The 19289-nt window shown below is 57.3% G+C and carries 17 protein-coding genes, 3 tRNA genes and 1 other RNA gene; 10 read left to right on the top strand and 11 right to left on the bottom strand.

Annotation, left to right across the window (positions count from 1 at the left end; genetic code table 11):
- The first annotated feature begins 5 nt into the window (after positions 1-5).
- From cpoB to ACR8BF_RS13500, 5 genes are all read left to right on the top strand, one after another.
- Positions 6-800: a cell division protein CpoB gene (gene cpoB / locus ACR8BF_RS13520; RefSeq protein WP_434745114.1), complete on the top strand. Its 795-nt coding sequence runs from the start codon at positions 6-8 to the stop codon at positions 798-800.
- A gap of 164 nt (positions 801-964) precedes the next feature.
- Positions 965-1040, top strand: a tRNA-Lys gene (locus tag ACR8BF_RS13515).
- A gap of 70 nt (positions 1041-1110) precedes the next feature.
- A tRNA-Lys gene (locus tag ACR8BF_RS13510) sits at positions 1111-1186 on the top strand.
- Between the two features lie 46 nt (positions 1187-1232).
- A tRNA-Lys gene (locus tag ACR8BF_RS13505) sits at positions 1233-1308 on the top strand.
- Positions 1309-1351: 43 nt separating this feature from the next.
- Positions 1352-1485, top strand: a non-coding RNA gene (locus ACR8BF_RS13500) — RtT sRNA.
- Between the two features lie 149 nt (positions 1486-1634).
- On the opposite strand, the gene ACR8BF_RS13495 is transcribed toward ACR8BF_RS13500, so the two are convergent.
- Entirely contained in the window at positions 1635-3110 is a 1476-nt protein-coding gene (locus ACR8BF_RS13495) for an AlkA N-terminal domain-containing protein (RefSeq protein WP_434745113.1), read from the bottom strand.
- Positions 3111-3268: 158 nt separating this feature from the next.
- On the opposite strand from ACR8BF_RS13495, the gene ACR8BF_RS13490 reads away from it, so the two are divergent.
- From ACR8BF_RS13490 to pnuC, 3 genes are all read left to right on the top strand, one after another.
- On the top strand, positions 3269-3811 hold the full coding sequence (locus ACR8BF_RS13490) for a methylated-DNA--[protein]-cysteine S-methyltransferase (protein ID WP_434745112.1): 543 nt from the start codon (positions 3269-3271) through the stop codon (positions 3809-3811).
- Between the two features lie 126 nt (positions 3812-3937).
- Positions 3938-4999 (top strand): quinolinate synthase NadA, encoded by a 1062-nt coding sequence (nadA, locus tag ACR8BF_RS13485; protein ID WP_434745111.1) that lies wholly within the window; start codon positions 3938-3940, stop codon positions 4997-4999.
- Positions 5000-5022: 23 nt separating this feature from the next.
- The gene (gene pnuC / locus ACR8BF_RS13480) at positions 5023-5745 is read left to right on the top strand and encodes a nicotinamide riboside transporter PnuC (RefSeq protein WP_313699477.1); all 723 of its coding nucleotides are present in this window, start codon (positions 5023-5025) and stop codon (positions 5743-5745) included.
- Here the strand turns inward: pnuC and zitB are convergent.
- The 4 genes from zitB to ACR8BF_RS13460 form a co-directional block, all read right to left on the bottom strand.
- Entirely contained in the window at positions 5739-6734 is a 996-nt protein-coding gene (gene zitB / locus ACR8BF_RS13475) for a CDF family zinc transporter ZitB (RefSeq protein ID WP_434745110.1), read from the bottom strand. The genes pnuC and zitB overlap by 7 nt on opposite strands.
- Entirely contained in the window at positions 6712-9786 is a 3075-nt protein-coding gene (locus ACR8BF_RS13470; protein ID WP_434745109.1) for an ATP-binding protein, read from the bottom strand. Before ACR8BF_RS13470 ends, zitB begins: the two co-directional genes overlap by 23 nt.
- Positions 9783-10364, bottom strand: a complete 582-nt coding sequence (locus ACR8BF_RS13465; protein ID WP_179896462.1) for a response regulator transcription factor — start codon at positions 10362-10364, stop codon at positions 9783-9785. The genes ACR8BF_RS13470 and ACR8BF_RS13465 overlap by 4 nt, the downstream gene beginning before the upstream one ends.
- Before the next feature lie 98 nt (positions 10365-10462).
- Positions 10463-10831 carry a YbgS-like family protein gene (locus tag ACR8BF_RS13460; protein WP_179896460.1) on the bottom strand — a complete coding sequence of 123 codons (369 nt, stop codon included), beginning with the start codon at positions 10829-10831 and terminating at the stop codon, positions 10463-10465.
- 287 nt (positions 10832-11118) lie between these two features.
- Between ACR8BF_RS13460 and aroG the strand changes: the two genes are divergently transcribed.
- Positions 11119-12171, top strand: a complete 1053-nt coding sequence (gene aroG, locus ACR8BF_RS13455; RefSeq protein WP_179896458.1) for a 3-deoxy-7-phosphoheptulonate synthase AroG — start codon at positions 11119-11121, stop codon at positions 12169-12171.
- A gap of 72 nt (positions 12172-12243) precedes the next feature.
- On the opposite strand, the gene gpmA is transcribed toward aroG, so the two are convergent.
- The 6 genes from gpmA to modE form a co-directional block, all read right to left on the bottom strand.
- Entirely contained in the window at positions 12244-12996 is a 753-nt protein-coding gene (gpmA, locus tag ACR8BF_RS13450) for a 2,3-diphosphoglycerate-dependent phosphoglycerate mutase (protein WP_003851893.1), read from the bottom strand.
- Positions 12997-13147: 151 nt separating this feature from the next.
- Entirely contained in the window at positions 13148-14182 is a 1035-nt protein-coding gene (galM, locus tag ACR8BF_RS13445; RefSeq protein WP_179896456.1) for a galactose-1-epimerase, read from the bottom strand.
- Positions 14176-15324, bottom strand: coding sequence for a galactokinase (gene galK / locus ACR8BF_RS13440; protein ID WP_434745108.1), 1149 nt, complete (start codon positions 15322-15324; stop codon positions 14176-14178). Before galK ends, galM begins: the two co-directional genes overlap by 7 nt.
- A complete protein-coding gene (gene galT, locus ACR8BF_RS13435; RefSeq protein WP_179896452.1) occupies positions 15321-16367 on the bottom strand; it encodes a galactose-1-phosphate uridylyltransferase in 1047 nt (348 codons plus the stop codon). The genes galK and galT overlap by 4 nt, the downstream gene beginning before the upstream one ends.
- 237 nt (positions 16368-16604) lie before the next feature.
- Positions 16605-18077: a molybdate ABC transporter ATP-binding protein ModF gene (gene modF / locus ACR8BF_RS13430; RefSeq protein WP_179896450.1), complete on the bottom strand. Its 1473-nt coding sequence runs from the start codon at positions 18075-18077 to the stop codon at positions 16605-16607.
- A gap of 69 nt (positions 18078-18146) precedes the next feature.
- Positions 18147-18929, bottom strand: a complete 783-nt coding sequence (gene modE / locus ACR8BF_RS13425; RefSeq protein WP_313699491.1) for a molybdenum-dependent transcriptional regulator — start codon at positions 18927-18929, stop codon at positions 18147-18149.
- Between the two features lie 136 nt (positions 18930-19065).
- Between modE and ACR8BF_RS13420 the strand changes: the two genes are divergently transcribed.
- A complete protein-coding gene (locus tag ACR8BF_RS13420; RefSeq protein ID WP_008925042.1) occupies positions 19066-19221 on the top strand; it encodes an AcrZ family multidrug efflux pump-associated protein in 156 nt (51 codons plus the stop codon).
- Positions 19222-19289 lie beyond the last annotated feature (68 nt).

Raw genomic sequence — 19289 nt, 5'->3', positions numbered from 1 at the left:
ATCACATGGTTAGTAACTTCAGACGTCATCTGTTGAGTCTGTCGTTACTGATTGGCGTAGCGGCCTCCTGGGCCGCTAATGCCCAAGCGTCAATCAGTAGCGTTGGCTCCGGCTCGGTCGAAGACCGTGTCACCACTCTTGAACGAATCTCTAATGCCCAGGCTCAGCTGATGCAGCAATTGCAGCAGCAGATGAGCGATAACCAGCGTGATATCGATGCGCTGCGTGGGCAAATCCAGCAAAACACGTATCAGTTAAATCAGGTGGTTGAGCGGCAGAAGCAGCTTTACCAGCAGATTGACACGCTGAGCAGCGCCAGCAGCAGCGGCGGGCAACAGGCAGCCAGCAGCGATGCCACAGCGGATACAGGCGCAGCAGCATCCGCAGGCGCGGCAGCATCAACGGAGAGCGCACCTGCGCAGACCGGTGACGCTAACCGCGATTACAATGCGGCTGTGGCGCTGATTCTGGAGAAGAAACAGTATGACCAGGCGATCAGTGCGCTTCAGGCGTGGGTAAAACGTTACCCTGATTCGACCTATCAGCCGAATGCAAATTACTGGCTGGGTCAGCTGAACTACAACAAAGGCAAAAAGGACGACGCGGCTTATTATTACGCCACGGTAGTAAAAAACTATCCGAAGTCGCCGAAAGCTGCAGAAGCGTTGTTGAAAGTGGGTGTGATCATGCAGGAGAAAAAAGACACGGCGAAAGCCAAAGCGGTCTTCCAGCAGGTGATCAAACTTTATCCAGACACCGAATCTGCTAAACAAGCTCAGAAACGTCTGAGCGGTCTGTAATTTGTCCGGTTCAGACCAGATATCGTGTGATTTCTGGTCTTGCCGTATGAAAGGTAAGCAACTGAACCATTTGGCAGAAATAAGAGTTGCGCTACCCCGCTAAATCAGTAATATATGCCGCCGTTGCCGGGACACATTGAAAAGTGTCTGGTAAGCCTGAAGATGGGTCGTTAGCTCAGTTGGTAGAGCAGTTGACTTTTAATCAATTGGTCGCAGGTTCGAATCCTGCACGACCCACCATCTCCTTCAGACGCGCTTTTACCGCGCAGTTTTAAGAAGAACACTTCAGCATTGCTTCACAACTTAAGATGGGTCGTTAGCTCAGTTGGTAGAGCAGTTGACTTTTAATCAATTGGTCGCAGGTTCGAATCCTGCACGACCCACCATCTTATCTCAGCCGCCTGGCGCGCTGAACGGTTGTAAGCCCCCAGCGGGTCGTTAGCTCAGTTGGTAGAGCAGTTGACTTTTAATCAATTGGTCGCAGGTTCGAATCCTGCACGACCCACCAATTAAGAAAGAAGCGCCTTTAAGGCGCTTTTTTCGTTTCCGGGGTACGGATGTCACCGTGCAGGGTGAGAACCTGCAGCAGGTTCGACTGAATCGCCCGGCGATTCAGGCTGATGCGTCAGCATCACCCGCAGGGCGAGGCCCCGGATGGGCCGAGGCAATCCTGCACGACCCACCAATTAAGAAAAAAGCGCCCTTTGGGCGCTTTTTTCGTTTCCGGGGCACGGACATCACCGCAGGGTGAGGCCCGTGCCGTCCTCTTTTGACACTGTTCCCTGCGCGTCGGGTTTATTCGCGGCTGAGAAGAATGACTCTCAATTATCACCGTCACGCCTTTTTCTTTACCTTCGCCACTGCCAGGCTCTCCCAGATATGCATCACTGCATAGCTGCGCCAGGGACGCCAGGATTGCGAGCGCGCCTCTGCTTCTTTGGATGACATGCCGCCCAGATTATTACGGATGGCGATATCCTCTTTGGGAAAAGCATCTGGCCAGCGCAGGGCGCGCATCGCGATATAGTGCGCGGTCCAGGGACCAATGCCGGGCAGGCTGACCAGCTTTTTTATCACCTCATCAGGCGGCTGCGCGGCACTGAGACGCAGATCGCCGCTGGCGCAGGCAGCGGCAAAAGCGAGGATGGCGCGGGATCGGGCGGCGCTGACAATTCCCATTGGCGCAACATCGTCTACCGTCAGTCCGGCGATGCGTTCAGGATGCGCGGTGTAGCGGGTCAAATCCGCAAACGGCGTTTCACACGGCTCGCCAAAGGCAGCGGCAAAACGGCTGCTGACCGTGGTGGCGGCTTTGACGGTCACCTGCTGGCCGATAATCGCGCGCACGCCCAGTTCAAAGGCATCGAAGGCGCCAGGCACACGCAGACCCGGATGTGCGATCAGGCTGGGTGCCAGAAGCGGATCCTGAGCCAGACAGGCGGCGATACGCTGCGGTTGTGCGTCGAGATCGAACAGATCGCGCAGGCGGCGCAGCAGCAGCGGCAGAACCGGCGTCAGTGAGGTTGAGAGCGTCACCTGCAGCGCGTTCTTCTGCGGCAGATGGGAAACACTGACCCAGCCCCGGCAGCGTCCCAGCGCCACGGTGCGTCGCCAGCAGCCATCTTCCACTGCCTCAACCTCTTTCATCAGATGTGTCTGCAAAAACCAGAGCATCGCCGCCCAATCGTAGGGAGGGCGATAAGCCAGCCGCAGCGTCACGCGGTCGCCAGGCTGCGCACGTTTCGTGCCTGTATCGTCACGGCGCAGCGCGCTCGGCGTCATACGGTAGCGCGCCTGGAAAACATCATTGAAACGGCGCAGGCTGTTGAAGCCGCTGGCGTAGGCGACTTCTGTGACCGGCAATTGCGTTTCTGTCAGCAGTTGCTTTGCCAGCAGCATTCGCCGCGTCTGCTTCAGCTCCAGTGGCGAGACGCCGAGTTCATGCTGCACAATACGGCGCAGCTGACGCAGGCTGAGACCGAATTCAGCGGCAATCGCCTCCAGTCCTTCGCGTTCCTCCAGCATCCCTTCTTCAATACGCTGAATCAGCTGCTCCGCCACGCGATGCGGCTGATCAACCGGCGCATTGCCGGGAGCCAGCTCAGGCCGACAGCGCAGGCAGGGTCTGAAGCGTGCTTTCTCCGCCGCCTCGGCGCTGCTGAAGAAAAGGCAGTTCTTCTGCATCGGCGCTTTGACCGGGCAGACCGGACGGCAATAGATGCCGGTTGAGGTCACGCCCACAAAGAAAACGCCGTCAAAGCGTGTATCACGAGAGGTCAGCGCCTGATAGGCAATGTCGGGATCGAGCATGTCATTTCTCCGGTAAATAAGCGCAGCCTACACCGGTGAATTCCGGCAGACTGGCTGTATTCGGACAGCACAACAGTTTATAACCATGACCGAAAACAGCCAGTCAGGCTGATGAAAAGTGCGATACTGGGTGTCGGAATCGTGACGGGAGAATCACCATGTACTACTTCAAACCGATAGTTACCCCGGTAGGCGAGCTGAAACTGGTCGCCAGCGATAGTGGCCTGGCGGGGATCTTGTGGGAAAACGACGATCCGAAACGCACCCGGTTTTTGCCGCAAACGCGCAATGACGATCATCCCATTCTGATCGAAACCGAGCGTCAGCTCACTGAGTACTTTACCGGCGCTCGTCGCTGTTTTGCGTTGCCGCTCGACATGGTCGGCACCGACTTTCAGAAAAAAGTCTGGCAGGCGCTGGTGGCGATCCCATTTGGTGAGACGCGCAGCTACAGCCAGATTGCACGGGAGATCGGTCATCCGCTGGCGGTGCGTGCGGTCGGCGCGGCCAACGGTCGTAATCCCCTCTCCATCGTCGCGCCGTGCCATCGCGTGATTGGTGCCAACGGCAAGCTGACCGGCTTTGCGGGCGGGCTGGATATCAAAGCCTTCCTGCTGGCACTGGAAGCGCCACAGAAACCGCGGGCGCTGGCGGAAGAAACGCAGCCGGGCAGGGCAGGTGCTGTAATGCAGGCCGAGTAAAAATCTCACGACACAGTGTGGCTTTTCCGCTATCTTGTTTAGCATATAAAACATTAAGGCGGGTTATTCGCCACGATTCGCCTTATCAGGCGATTTTCGTTAATTAGACAAAACGAGAGCTGTGTCATGAGTGTGATGTTCGATCCTGAAAGCGCCGTTTATCCTTTCCCGCCAAAACCAGCCCGCCTGAGTGACGATGAAAAGGCGTTTTACCGTGAGAAAATCAAAGCGCTTCTGAAGGCGCGAAACGCGGTAATGGTGGCGCACTATTACACCGATCCGGAAATTCAGGCACTGGCGGAAGAGACCGGTGGCTGCGTCTCCGACTCGCTGGAGATGGCGCGTTTCGGCAGCAATCATCCGGCGACCACGCTGCTGGTAGCGGGCGTGCGTTTTATGGGTGAAACCGCCAAAATCCTCAGTCCCGAAAAAACCGTGCTGATGCCGACTCTGCAGGCGGAGTGCTCACTGGATCTTGGCTGTCCGATCGAGGAGTTTAACGCTTTTTGTGATGCGCACCCTGATCGCACCGTTGTGGTCTATGCCAATACCTCGGCGGGCGTCAAAGCGCGGGCCGACTGGGTGGTCACATCCAGCATTGCGGTAGAGCTGATCGAGCATCTCGACAGTCTGGGTGAAAAGATCATTTGGGCACCGGATCGTCACCTTGGCCGCTACGTCACCCGGATGTCGGGCGCGGATGTGCTGTGCTGGCAGGGCGCCTGCATCGTGCATGACGAGTTCAAAACCCAGGCGCTGCAGCGCATGAAAGCGCTCTATCCCGATGCGGCGGTGCTGGTGCATCCTGAGTCACCGCAGGCAATCGTCGATCTGGCGGATGCGGTCGGCTCGACCAGCCAGCTGATTCAGGCGGCAAAGTCCCTGCCGCATCCGCAGATGATTGTCGCCACCGATCGCGGCATTTTCTACAAAATGCAGCAGGCGGTGCCAGACAAAGAGCTGCTGGAAGCGCCGACCGCCGGTGAAGGTGCAACCTGCCGCAGCTGTGCCCACTGTCCGTGGATGGCGATGAACGGCCTTAAAGCCATTGCAGAGGCGCTAGAGTCGGGTGGGGTGGAACATGAGATTCAGGTGGACGAGACGCTGCGAGAGGCGGCGTTACTGCCGCTTAATCGCATGCTATCCTTTGCAGCGGAACTTAAACTCAACGTGAAGGGCAACGCCTAAGCGTTCCCGGACAGGTGCTTTGCATGGATTTCTTCAGCACACATAATATTCTGGTTCATATTCCTCTGGGTGCCGGAGGCTACGATCTCTCATGGATTGAGGCCATCGGCACGCTCGCAGGCCTGCTCTGTATCTGGTTTGCCAGCCTGGAAAAGATCATCAACTATCCCTTCGGCCTGATTAACGTCACGCTGTTTGCGGTGATCTTCTTTCAGATCCAGCTCTACGCCAGCCTGCTGCTGCAGCTCTTCTTCTTTGCCGCCAATATCTACGGCTGGTACGCCTGGAGCCGTCAGACAGAAGATCACCAGGCAGCGCTGAAAATCCGCTGGCTGCCTCTGCCTAAAGCGCTGGCCTGGGCAGCTGGTTGTGTGATTGCGATTGCGCTGATGACCCTCTACATCGATCCGGTGTTTGCGCTGTTAACCCGCGCGGCAGTGACGCTAATGAACGGTCCTGGCCTGTCGGTGGCAATGCCCGTGTTGCAGCCGGATGCATTCCCGTTCTGGGATTCCTGCATGATGGTGTTGTCGATTGCCGCGATGGTGCTGATGACGCGCAAATATGTTGAGAACTGGCTGCTGTGGGTCATCATCAATGTGATTAGCGTAATGATTTTCGCCCGTCAGGGCGTTTATGCGATGTCGCTGGAGTATGTCATTCTGACGCTGATAGCGCTAAACGGATCACGCATGTGGATCCGCAGCGCGCGGCAACAGGGTTCCCGCGCGCTGTCGGCTCAGTGAGTATGCGCTTTGCCTTTAGCATGAGCATGAGCATGGTCATGATCAGGGTCGTGAGAATGACTGTGGTCATGACGGGTGGCAGGCGCGCTGCTTAAACCGAGTTCACACTCGGCGCCAGCACAGGGCTGATACTCCATCTGCACCGTTGCGTGCGCAATCTGATAGTTCTCGCGCAGATAGTCGTGAATGCGATGCAGCAGCGCATCATGATCGTAAGGCGGGATCACCTGAGCATGCAGCGTCAGCAGCGGCTTTTCGCCCACCTGCCATAGATGCACATGGTGAACATTGCGTACCTCGGCAATGTTCAGGGTGAGATCGCGTATCAGCTTGTTCACATCCACGGAATGCGGTGCCCCTTCCAGTAACTCCTGCAGACTCTCACGCAGCAGCGACCAGGCGCTGCGCAGCACCAGCAGTGACACCAGCAATGACAGAATCGGGTCGATTGGCGTCCAGCCGGTCAGCAGAATGATCACCGCCGCCACAATCGCGCCCACTGAACCAAGCAGGTCGCCCATCACGTGCAGCGCTGCCGCACGCACGTTAAGGTTCTTCTCTCCGCTGCCGTGATGCAGGAGCCAGAACGACAGAATATTGGCCAGCAGGCCACCTATCGCGATGCCCAGCATCAGTCCGCCGGTGACCGGTTGCGGGTCGGCAAAGCGGCGCACTGCCTCCCAGACGATCAGCGCAGTAATGCCGAGCAGCGCAATGGCGTTAACAAACGCCGCGACTGTGGTCAGACGCAGCAGGCCAAAGGTGTGCCGTGCATTGGGTTTACGGCGTGAGAAATGGACCGCCAGCAAGGCCATCAGCAGTGCGGCGGCATCGGTCAGCATATGTCCGGCGTCCGCCAGCAACGCCAGTGAACCAGAGAGCCAGCCGCCAATGACTTCAGCAACCATGAAGACGACGGTCACCCCGAAGGCGGCCGCCAGACGCGTGCGATTACTATCCTGCCCGCTATGAGTGTGGGTGTGTGCCATAAGTTTCCAGTTTTTTCAGTAACCTGTTTGCTAATAATATCAGTAATTGCCACGTCTCAGACGTGTCCTGATTCTGTTTTACCTGCTCCGTCAGTTGCTGGCTGATCTGCGCGCCATGCTCCAGCCCGACCAGTAACCAGCTTCCTTTCATCCGGTGTGCTGCCTCGGCGAACTGCGTCCAGTCCGCGCGATCGTGCGCCTCGTGCATCAACGCCAGATCCTGCGTCACGGTGCTGTGCAGCGTATGGCTCAGTCGGCGGAGGAATTTTTCATTCTGCTGTGCCAGTTGCCACAGATTGTCATCCAGCGACGCCAGAGGATCGTCCTGCCACTCCTGCTGCCAATCTGCCAGCAGCGCGCTGAGATCGGTTAACTGCACCGGTTTGATCAATACCCGCTCCCGCTCCTCCAGGGCGCGCGACAGCAGCTGCGCATCAGCCGAGCAGAGCACCCGTACCGCCTGCCGTCTCCGCTGGCGGTCACGCCGACGCAGTATCCGCAGCAGCAGCGTGCCGTCGGGACGCGGCATCATCTGGTCGATAAACAGCAGGTCATAAGGCTCATGTGCATCGGCCTGCAATAGCGCGCGCCCGTGTTCAAAGATGTCAGCCTGAATCGCAAAGCGCGCCAGCTGCTGCTGCATCACCAGCAGATTGGTCGGATGGTCATCAACAATCGCCACCCGAAGCTGCGGCAAGCCGGGCAGGGCCGTCTCGTTCACGTGGCTTGCTGGCGCGCAGGCCTCCAGCGGCAGCGACACGGTGACCTGGGTGCCGCGACCGGGTTCAGAGGCGAGCCGGATATCACCGCCCATCCGCAGCACCATTTCCCGGCAGATGAACAGTCCCAGGCCGCTGCCCTGCACCGAGACCGATTTTCCGGACGGTGCCTGATACCACGGGTCAAACAGCTTCTGCTGTTCCTCGGGCGGGATACCGCTGCCGCTGTCGCTCACGGTGAGAATCAGCTGTTGATCCTGGGCAGCCAGGGTCAGGCGAATCGCGCCGTGGCGGGTAAATTTCAGCGCATTAGTCATCAGGTTGTTCACCACCTGCTGCAAACGGTCGGTATCGATCAGCACCGTGTCAGGCAGCGGCGTCAGGGCTTCGACGATCAGACGCGGACCGTCACCCCGCATTAACGGATGATAAAAGTGCTGCTGCTGACTGAGCCACTGCGCCAGCGCCAGCGGACGGGGTGCCAGGGTAAAACTGTTGCTCTCGATGCGCGCATGATCCTGCAGGTCATTCAGCAGGGTCAGCAACGATTGTGCGCTGCTGTGCAACAACGTCAGGTTCTGGCTGCTGTGCTGCTGCTTCTCAAGCTCAAGCAGTCCGAGGATCGCCTGCATCGGCGTGCGAAGCTCGTGGCTGACGGTCGCCAGAAACTGGCTCTTCATCGCGTTAGCGTGCTCTGCCTGTTCGCGTTGCTGACGCTCCCGGCGCTGCTGCCAGTAACGGCGTGCCAGCAACAGTAACAGCAGCACAATCGCTGCACCGGCCACCGCCAGCACCATCATCGGCAGCGACCCCATGACCATCACACTGCCAGGCTGCGGCGGCGTTGACCAGCTGTCACGCATCTGGCTCTGGGTATCGGCTGGGATCTGCTGCAAAGCGCGGTCCAGCAGCGTGCGCAGCACCGCCTGGTCCGGTGTGACACCCAGCGCGATGGGCCAGGCGATATCGCTGGCGGCAAAGGCCAGGTGGATGCGCGCATCATCGCGGCTGGCGATACGCCAGCGGGCGGAGAGCACGTTATCAACCAGCACATCGATCTGCCCTTTTGCCAGCGCGTCATAGAGGCTATTACGATCGGCAAACTGCTGCGGCTGTAGCTCCGCAGGCAACAGACGCAGCGCCAGATCATCCTGTAATACGCCAATCCGTTTGCCGCGCAGGTCACGCCAGTTCGCCAGCGTGTCGGACTGGATGCTGTAGATGCCCCACAGTGCACGCCATACCGGCAGCGAGGTGCTCTGCATCGCATCACCATTAAGCGGTTGCATCAACTGGAGCATCGCCTGCTTTTGCTCAATCAGGGTGCTGGCCTGGCGGGGATTGCTGACCCACACCGGTTCAAACTGCAACCCGGTGCTCTGTGCTATCGCTTTCAGTAAATCCACGCCGTAGCCTCTGGCGGTCCCGCTGGCATCGCGGTAGCTCCAGGGGTAGTTGTCCGGTTCGGCGGTGTAGGTAATACGCGGATGCCCGGCGATCCAGGCGCGTTCATCAGGGCTGAGCATCAGGGTCTGCGTATCCTGATAGCGCGGCAGGTTACTGCTCCAGCGGGCCTGTAGCGTGTTCATCAGTTCCGCTGGCAACTGCCGCAGGCTCTGATTAATCCAGCTGATAAGCTGGGGATCACGCGCCACCGCGCGCAGATTGAGTTGTCCGGCTTCGATGTGGGAAGCGATCTGGTAAATCTGGCCCTGCTGAAGCTGGCTTAACAGAAAACCGGCGCTGGTCTCATCCGCCACCACATAGTCATTCTGCTGATTGAGCAGGGTATAGAGCGCCTGCAGATCGCTGCTGTAGCGTCTGAAACTGTGGCGGGCCGCCAGCGCGGGCGGCAGCTGAGCCAGCGTGCTGTTGCTGATCGCCAGCTGGGCATTCTGGCTGTTAAACATCACGGCACGCTGGTTTTGCTGATTGCGGTAGACCCGCAGCGGGCTGCTATACCAGTTATCGCTGCTCAGGGTGCCCGCTGGCAGGGGTGTGGCCCACATGCCCAGCGCAAAATCGATCTGGCCGCTGCTCAGTGCCTGCATCAGATGTTGCTGATCGCTGTAAAGATTGAGCGTGAACTGCGCACCAGTAAGCTGTCGCAGCGCAGAAAGATAGTCGGCATTAATGCCATAGAGGTCATTGCCGATGCGCATCGCCCAGGGTGCATGGTTTTCTTCCAGCAGGCCGACGCGCAGGATTTTGCCCTGCATCGTTTCTGCGTGCGTCACTGGCAGCATCATCGGCAGATTGACGCTGCTCACCGGACGCACCTCAGCCAGGACGGAGCCGCACAGCAACAGCAGCATCAGCAGAAAAACTCTCATAACTGCGCCTTCCACAGGTCAGCCAGCTCAACCACCGAACGGGCACCGGTTTTTTCCAGAATATTCTTTTTATGGGTGCTGACCGTTTTGTTGCTGATGTGCAGCTGCGCAGCGATTTGCAGATTAGACAGACCGCTGGCCAGGAGTGCCAGAATCTGCCGCTCTTTCTGGGTTAACGGGAGTTCAGGCTCATCATCCATCTCCGGGAAAGCCATCTGCCCGCCGAGCACGGCCAGGATGGCGCTGAGCAGTTGCGCCATGCGCTGACTCTTCACGACGTAACCAGCGGCACCCAACGCCTGGGCGCGGCGCACATAGTGGCGGGTCTGCTGCGCAGAGTAGATGAGGACCGGGCAATCGGGCCGATGGATCTTCAGGCGACGCAGGAGCTCCAGCCCATCACTATCCGGCAGGCCGATATCCAGCACGATAATGTCCAGTGGCTGCTGAAGCAGGGGACGGGCGGCTTTTTCACTGCTGGCAGAGAGGAGCTGAACCGGAATGGGTGACTGGCTCAGGGCGGCTTCAAGTGCCACTTCAACCAGCGGATGATCGTCAATCAGAAGCAAAACGGCCATGAAGGATTCCCTGTAAATTTCACAGGATTAGCATAGCGGAAGAGTGGGGCAGAGGGGAGAAAAACCCGGAAAGCCGAAGCAATCCGGGTTAAACAGAATTACTGAGTAGTACCGTCGGTTTTAGTATCTACGTCACCGCCGCCCACTTTAGTCTGAACTTTTTTATTGATGTTTGGACATTTGCCATCTTTACACTGGGCGTTCTGGTCCATTTCGTTAGCAGACATATTACCCTGGCTGGTGGTGCTGCCAGACGTTGCAGGATTAGTGTCATTACCAGTGTTATTAATTTTGTCGTTATCAACTTTATTTGGCGGCAGATTCTCTTTCGCTCCGCCCGCTGCTGCACCTGCACTGGCCGCCTGGTTAGCTGTACCGTTATTGCTGCTGCTGTCCGCGGCCAGTACCGCACCACTGCTCAGTGTCATTGCTGCTGTCAAAAAAACTAAGGCTAACTTTTTCATCATTATGCTCCCGTTAATAAATGAAGTTGCTTTAAGCCCAGAGGTGCAATTTCGGGTAATAAAATCCCTGACGAAATATAATTCGCCGGCTGGCTTAAACAGGGTGATTAAATTTGGTAAGCGGAATGTTCCTCAGTGCTTACTGTTAAAAAGTCTAGTCGCTAACCTGATTAATGCAAATATGACCCGCACATTTTACCCGCAGTGGGAATTTACACCCCTGGCGCTTCGGGCTACATTGGGCAGGTTGTGTCCGGCGGGCGCCGGGCCAGAAATAATATGGAATCAGTATGAATTACCAGAACGATGACTTACGCATCAAAGAGATTAAAGAGCTGTTACCTCCGGTTGCGCTGCTCGAAAAATTCCCGGCGACCGATCGTGCTGCACAGACCGTTTCACAGGCCCGTCAGGCGATTCATCAGATTCTGCAGGGCAAGGATGACCGCCTGCTGGTGGTGATTGGTCCCTGCTCCATTCATGACACAGAAGCGGCGAAAGAGTATGCCGACCGCCTGCTGGCGCTGCGTGATGAGCTAAAAGGCGAGCTGGAAGTGGTGATGCGGGTCTATTTTGAGAAGCCGCGCACTACGGTGGGCTGGAAAGGGCTGATTAACGATCCGTATATGGACAACAGTTATCAGCTCAACGACGGTCTGCGTCTGGCGCGTAAGCTGCTACTGGATATCAACGACAGTGGTTTACCGGCGGCGGGTGAGTTTCTGGATATGATTACCCCGCAATATATGGCAGACCTGATGAGCTGGGGCGCGATTGGTGCGCGTACCACGGAATCTCAGGTTCACCGCGAGCTGGCATCGGGTCTGTCCTGTCCGGTCGGTTTCAAAAACGGCACCGATGGCACCATTAAGGTCGCGATCGATGCGATTAACGCGGCGGGTTCGCCACACTGTTTCCTGTCAGTGACGAAGTATGGTCACTCCGCCATTGTGGAAACCAGTGGCAACGGTGATTGTCATATCATTCTGCGCGGCGGTAAAGCGCCAAACTACAGCGCGCAGCATGTGGCTGAGGTCAAAGAGGGTCTGGCAAAAGCGGGTCTGCCACAGCAGGTGATGATCGATTTCAGCCACGCCAACAGCAGCAAGCAGTTCCAGCGTCAGATGGTCGTGGCTGATGATGTTTCACAGCAACTGATAAACGGGGAGCAGGCGATTGTCGGTGTGATGATTGAGAGTCATCTGGTGGAAGGCAACCAGAGCCTGGAGAGCGGCGCGCCACTGGTCTATGGCAAAAGCGTCACCGACGCCTGTATCGGCTGGGAAGATACCGACAAAGTGCTGCGTCAGCTGGCGGCAGCGGTCAAACAGCGCCGCGGTTGATTCCTGACCTGACTTTGTCATTAATAAAAAAGGCCAGACTTTCGTCTGGCCTTTTTGCCTTTCAGCGAGGAATTACTTCGCTTTACCCTGATTCGCAACGGCTGCGGCTTTCGCGGCAATCTCGTCCTGGTCGCCCAGGTAGTAGCGTTTCAGCGGTTTGAAGTTTTCATCGAACTCATAGACCAGCGGTACGCCGGTAGGGATGTTCAGTTCGAGGATTTCATCTTCGCTCAGGTTATCCAGATATTTCACCAGCGCACGCAGTGAGTTGCCGTGTGCGGCAATGATCACTTTCTCACCGCTTTTAATGCGCGGCAGAATGGTGTCGTTCCAGTAAGGGATAACACGGTCGATGGTCAGCGCCAGGCTTTCGGTGGTTGGCAGCTGCTCTGGAGTCAGTTTCGCGTAACGCGGGTCATGGCCCGGGAAGCGCTCATCAGAACGATCCAGCTCTGGCGGGGTGACGGCAAAGCCGCGACGCCACTGCTTAACCTGCTCGTCGCCATATTTGGCGGCAGTTTCAGCTTTATCCAGACCCTGCAGCGCACCGTAGTGACGCTCGTTCAGACGCCAGGTTTTCTCAACCGGCAGCCAGGCCTGATCCAGCTCATCCAGTACATTCCACAGCGTGTGAATCGCACGCTTCAGTACAGAGGTGTAAGCGAAATCAAAAACAAAGCCCTCTTTCTTCAGCAACTGACCTGCTGATTTGGCTTCGCCACGACCTTTCTCAGAAAGGTCAACATCATACCAACCGGTAAAGCGGTTTTCGTTGTTCCACTGGCTTTCGCCGTGTCGCACCAGAACCAGCTTAGTTACAGCCATAGCTTAACTCCTTAATACTGTGATGTTTCTGTGAGATTGGAAACCTGCTGCTGCCCGCCTGATACACGAGCTGATTGCGCCATACCATAACGGAAAAGCGAGCAGCGCGTAAGCCTGTGTGTGACGCACTGCGCGTTTTTCAGCCGGAGGCTCAGCGTGGTGTAAAGCGATAACGCGTCACCGATTCCCAGCGATCTCCCGGCTGCAGCCAGCAATCAGGCTGAGGCCACTCAGCATGATTAGGCGAATCCGGTAAAAATTCACTCTCCAGCGCAATGCCCTGAAATGCAGTATAGCTCGCCTGCTCACGGGCACGAGTGCCCGCCAGATAGTTGCCGGAGTAGAACTGCAACGCCGGGGCTGACGTGGTCACGCTGAGCTGTAATTTGCCATCTTCCGACCAGAGTTCTGCCGCAGGCTGACTCTCGTCGCCAGCGCTGTTAAGCAGAAACGCATGGTCATAGCCCTTCACGGCGCGCTGGTCGTCATCTGCCAAAAAATCCTGCGCCACAACTTTGGCGTTGCGGAAATCAAAGCTGGTATCGGTGACCGCTTTCAGCGGCGCATTCGGAATGCCCTCGCTGTCGACCGGCAAATAATGGTCGGCGTGCAGTTGTAAGCGATGCTGGCGTGCGTCGCCATGATGCGCATCAAGATTAAAGTAGGCATGGTTGGTCAGATTGACCGGGCAGGGCTGATCGCAGCGCGCTTCATAGCTGATGCTCAGGCAGTTCTGGTCATCCAGCTGATAGCGCAGGTCGGCAATCAGATTGCCCGGATAGCCCTGGTCGCCATCCGGCGAATCGATGCGGTAGTGCACTTCGCTATCGGACTGACTGACAATCTGCCAGCGACGTTTATCAAAGCCTTCCGGTCCGCCATGCAGCTGATGTGCACCCTGGTTGGGTACCAGCTGGCGGTTCAGTTTATTGAGTTTTGCCCCGGCGATACGGTTGGCGTAACGGCCCACCGTGGCACCCAGATAGGCATCCTGATGCAGGTAGTCAGAAGGCGTGGCGCAACCGAGCAGCGCTTCACGCACCGTTCCATCCTGCATTGGCACGCGGGCGGAAAGCCAGGTCGCGCCCCAGTCCATAAAGGTTGCCAGCATGCCATTGGCATTGCGCAGCACCGTTATGCGCCACGGCTGACCGTCGGGCGCATGGGAGTTAACGTCATTCAGCATTGGCCAGCTCCTTCGGAGGCTTTACAGACGTAGAAGGTCTCTTTAATACCGGTCGCGGCTTCATACTGCTCCGCGACGGCAGCTTTAACCTGATCGACGAGGTCCAGTGGCATCAGTGCCACGATGCAGCCACCAAAGCCGCCGCCGGTCATACGGACGCCGCCGCGCTCACCAATCTGTGCTTTAACGATCTCAACCAGGGTGTCGATCGGCGGCACGGTGATTTCGAAATCGTCACGCATAGAGGCGTGAGATTCGGCCATCAGCTGGCCCATACGGGTCAGGTCGCCCTGAGTCAGCGCATCGGCGGCTTCCAGAGTACGGGCATTCTCGGTCAGCACGTGACGCACGCGTTTGGCCACCTGTGGGTCGAGCTGCGCCTGCGCCGCTTCAAACTCATTCAGCTCAACGTCACGCAGTGCCTTCTTATTGAAGAAACGTGCGCCCGCTTCACACTGCTCACGGCGGGTGTTGTATTCGCTGCCGACCAGCGTACGACGGAAGTTGGAGTTGATGATCACCACGGCGATATCTTCCGGCATCGACACCGGACGGGTGCCCAGTGTACGGCAGTCGAGCAGCATGGCGTGATCTTTCTGGCCCAGAGCGGAGATCAACTGGTCCATGATGCCGCAGTTACAGCCCACAAACTGGTTCTCCGCTTCCTGGCCATTAACGGCGATAGCTGCGCCATCCAGCGGCAGGTTATAGAGTTGCTGCACCACCGTGCCAACCGCGACTTCCAGCGAGGCAGATGAACTGAGGCCCGCGCCCTGTGGCACGTTGCCGCTGATCACCATATCGATGCCGCCGAAATCGGCATGACGTTTCTGCAGATGTTTTACCACGCCGCGCACATAGTTGGCCCACATCGGTTCCTTCACGCTGACGATCTCCTCATCCAGTGAGAAGGTATCCTGCGCATTCTCATAATCGGCAGCGACCACGCGGATCTGGCGATCGTTCCGACGGGCACAGGCGATGACCGTCTGGTAATCGATGGCGCACGGCAACACGAAACCGTCGTTATAGTCTGTGTGCTCGCCAATCAGGTTAACGCGGCCTGGGGCCTGAATGGTATGCGTAGCAGCGTAACCGAAAGTGTCAGAGAAAAGCTGCTGCGTGATGGTTTTTAAGCTCATTGTTGTGCCTCACGGAAGTGGACGTCGCTGACAGAACGCAGACGTTCCGCCGCCTGTTCCGCCGTTAAATCGCGTTGGGTTTCGGCCAGCATTTCATAGCCAACCATAAATTTACGCACCGTTGCTGAACGCAGCAGCGGTGGATAGAAGTGAGCATGCAGTTGCCAGTGGTCGTTGGCTTCGCCGTTAAACGGCGCGCCGTGCCAGCCCATCGAGTAGGGGAAGGAGCACTGGAACAGGTTGTCATAGCGGCTGGTCAGCAGCTTAATCGCTTTTGCCAGATCGGTACGCTGCGCCTCATTGAGGTCCGTCAGCTGTTTAACGTGTGTTTTCGGCAGCAGCAGGGTTTCAAACGGCCAGGCGGCCCACCACGGCACTACGGCCAGCCAGTGTTCGGTTTCCACCACGGTACGGCTGCCATCCTGAAGCTCGCGGGCCAGATAATCGACCAGCATCGGCGAGCCATGTTTAGCGAAATAGTCGCGCTGATGGTCATCTTCGCGCTGCGCTTCATTCGGCAGGAAGCTGTTGGCCCAGATCTGACCGTGCGGATGTGGGTTGGAGCAGCCCATCGCCGCACCTTTGTTCTCAAATACCTGCACCCACGGATAGTGCTGACCCAGATCGGCGGTCTGCGTCTGCCAGGTGCGTACCACTTCCTCCAGCGCGCTCAGTGACATCTCCGGCAGGGTTTTGCTGTGATCGGGCGAGAAGCAGATGACCCGACTGGTGCCGCGTGCGCTTTCACAGCGCATCAGGATATCGTCGCTCTCGGGCGCGTCAGGTGTGTCAGTCATCAGTGCGGCAAAGTCATTGGTAAAAACATACGTGCCAGCATAATCCGGGTTTTTGTCGCCGGTGATACGGGTGTTTCCGGCACACAGGAAACAGTCCGGATCATGCGCCGGTAAAGTATTCACCGCCGGAGTTTCCTGCGCGCCTTGCCACGGACGTTTGGCCCGATGAGGTGAAACTAAAATCCATTGATCAATCAGTGGATTGTAACGGCGATGCGGGTGATCGACCGGGTTGAATTTTTCCATGTGAGATCCTGGTAAGCGTCAAAAGCCAAAGAGGCATCGGTAAAAAGTAGCACAACAGCGCGCCCGAAAGCGTGATCAAGTCTGGATAAATGGTATCGTTTACACAAGCTGAATATTCTTATTTCATGGCATTGTGTGCGGTAATGCGGAGTCAAAGGCGGTGAGGAATGGTAGCGCTTACACCAAAGTGCTTTAAAACGCCGCGCTAGCGGCGTTGAAGGACGTGACGTAAAGGCTTTAGCGCAGCGTTTCCTGCTGAAAAACGTAGCCGCCATTATCGGCAACAAAACTCAGGCGATGGGTAATACAGGCGGGCGCATCTTCAGCATGATGTGAAACAAAGAGCAACTGAGTCCGTCCCTCGCCAATCAGCACATCCACAAAGCGCCGCACCAGCTGGCGGTTAATCGGGTCCAGTCCCTGCAGGGGCTCATCCAGAATCAGCAGCGTCGGATGCTTAACCAGCGCGCGGGCAATCAGCACCAGCCGCTGTTGTCCCCATGAGAGCGAGTGAAAAGGCGCATCGCCCAGCCGGTTATCCATCCCCAGCAGCGTCAGCCACTGCTGCGCCAGCCCTTTCTGCCGATCAGACGCCGCCTGATACAGCCCGATGGAGTCAAAGAAGCCCGACAGAATCACCGTCCGCACATTGGTGCTGACGCGGTAATCGAGATGCAGGCTGCTGCTGACATAGCCAATATGCTGTTTAATATCCCAGATGGTTTCGCCACTGCCGCGACGGCGGCCAAACAGGGTTAAATCATTGCTATAGCCCTGCGGATGATCGCCGGTCACGAGGCTTAACAGGGTCGATTTCCCGGCGCCGTTTGGTCCGATAATCTGCCAGTGCTCACCGGCGTTGACCTGCCAGTTCAGTCCCTGAATCACCGGCTGGTCGTTGTACGAGACGCTGCCGTTGCGCAGAATAACGCGCGGGGCATCATCCGCCAGTGAGGGCAACTGATCTGGCGCATCTGCCTCCGGTAACGCCATCCCTGTCAGCTGTTCACTGTGTGCCAGCTGCGCTACCAGCGCTTCTGTTAAAATAGCCTGGCGTAGCCCGCTGTGGGTGAGTGTGCACTCTGCCAGCACGCCAACCTGCTGAATGAAATCGGGAATGTCGTCAAAGCGATTGAGCACCAGCACCAGAGTAAACGCTGGATGCTGCAGGCTGCGCAGCGTGTCGGTCAGGCTGGCGCGTGACGCCACATCCAGTCCGTCAAACGGCTCATCCAGAATCAGCAGATCGGGCTCGTTCATCAGCGCCTGACAGAGCAGGGTTTTGCGGGTTTCGCCGGTGGAAAGATATTTGAAGCGGCGAGACAACAGCGGTTCGATGCCAAACTGCCGGGCAAGCTGTTTGCAGCGATCGGGCTGCTCCACCTCCGCCTGAATCACCTCTGCCACCGTCAGCCCGGTATCTTCTTCGCCTTCGCTGAGCATATCGGTGTTGTTGCGCTGCCATTCCTGCGCCACCAATGTCTGTAACTGCTCCAGCGACAGCCGGACCGGCCGTCTGAAATCGCTGCTGACGGAACCCGCCAGCGGCGGAAGTTCACCGGAGAGCGCGCGCGCCAGTGAGGATTTACCACTGCCGTTGGCACCAACAAAAGCCCAGCTTGCGCCGCGCTGCAGTTCCACCTGATTCAGGTTCAGTATCCGGGTATCGCTAAGACGAAACATGCCTTGCAAAATCTGCAATGAAGCCATGATCTGTTCCATTTTGTGCATCGTGTCACTGAGTTGTAACCATTGCCCGTAATGAAGTCAAATCAACCGCTAGAGCAGGGTAGCGACGATGGCATTTTCCGCCTTAAAACTGGCGATGACGTCGTCGCCCGGCTGCAGCTTCAGCTGCTGCAGCTGATCGTTGCTCAGAGTGGCGCACAGCGTTTCGCCACTGGCGAGCTGCATCAGCACTTCGCTCATCTGCTCGCCGGGTTCGATGGCACTGACCGTGACCGCCAGCTGGTTGTCTTCCTCAGCGGCGTCACGACTGATGCGGATCCACGGCGCTTTGATCAGCACCAGTACCTCTTTACCCGCCGCCAGCTGCAGACGATCGGCGCTGCGCTGCGTTAGCGCCACATTGAGCTGCGTGACGCCATCAGCCAGCTGTATCATCAGATGCTGCACCACCTGCTGCGCATCGTTACTGACCACGGTGCCAAACAGTTGATTGCGGGCGCTGGTCTGCAGAGAGAAGCGGGCGATGGCCGCCAGCAGACTGTCGAGCGGCAGCGTATCCTGCTGCAGGGCATCAAAGGCTTTTTGCTGGATCTGCTCCATCAGCTGAAACAGCTGTATCAGACGCTCACCGTACCGGGTCAGCGTTGCGCCACCGCCGCCTTTACCGCCCGTGGCCCGTGCCACCAGCGTTTCATCCGCCATCTGGTTCATCTCATTAATCGCATCCCAGGCACTTTTGTAGCTGATGCCGGCCAGTTTCGCCCCCTGACTGATCGACCCGGTCTGCTGCACGCGTTTCAGCAGTTCAATACGGCGGGGATCGGCAAACAGTTTCTGTTGTAAACGGATGTGAAGGGACAGTTCGGCTTCCATGACAGCTCCGGCAAAGGGTTAAGGCGAAGGCCGATGATAGCGGCGTTATGTGACCAAAGTAAAAGCACGAAAAGGGCTGCGCAAAATTTTCCTGACCCGTTACAATCACTTTTTTGTTAGCAGAGTGAGACTCTCCATGCTGGAATTACTGAAAAGCCTCGCCTTCGCCGTCCTGATGGTGCCTGTCGTGATGGCGCTGATGCTGGGTATGATTTATGGCCTGGGTGAAGTGTTTAACGTCATTTCTAAAATTGGTCATCGCGAAAAATCCTCAGCTCGTTCGCACAATTAATAGCTGCCACGCCTGCCATCCGTGCGGGCGTGGTCGTTTTACCCTCCCCGAATTTAACCTTTTGTCCC

The organism is Candidatus Pantoea rara (assembly GCF_051136265.1).
GTDB lineage: Bacteria > Pseudomonadota > Gammaproteobacteria > Enterobacterales > Enterobacteriaceae > Pantoea > Pantoea rara.
The sequence above is the reverse complement of the archived record's forward strand: the minus strand, read 5'-3'. Positions and strand labels throughout refer to the sequence as shown.